Source organism: Arenibacter sp. S6351L (assembly GCF_023016025.1).
Taxonomy (GTDB): Bacteria; Bacteroidota; Bacteroidia; order Flavobacteriales; family Flavobacteriaceae; genus Arenibacter; species Arenibacter algicola_B.
This window is the reverse complement of the sequence record NZ_JALKBB010000132.1, coordinates 1-308: the sequence shown is the minus strand read 5'-3', so window position 1 is coordinate 308 and position 308 is coordinate 1. Positions and strand designations below refer to the sequence as shown.

General features: G+C 49.0%; 1 protein-coding gene. It reads right to left on the bottom strand.

Annotated elements, in window-relative coordinates:
- Positions 1-308, bottom strand: a 308-nt coding sequence (locus tag MWU82_RS24420; protein WP_247098350.1) for a hypothetical protein, incomplete at both ends; no start/stop codon positions are given.

Genomic DNA, 308 nt, shown 5'->3' with positions numbered 1-308 from the left:
ATTGGCCACTTCACAGATCGTATATTCTATAGTGTAGGTGCCATCGGCAGTACCGGGGGCTACGCTAACACTGCCATCCTCGTTTATAGTAAGTTCGTCCGTTGGCGTAGAAGTAAGCACTACGTCCGTGGCGGCTACCACTTCACCGTTTATAGTATCGTTGCCGAGAACGTTGCTATCAGGGATTACACCACTCACACCGGTTTCTACACTATAACTGTCGTCCACCGCATCGATCACATTGTCCATATCGGGACCTACCTGAATAGTGACTGTACCACCATCACAATTGTCCGTATTGGCCACTT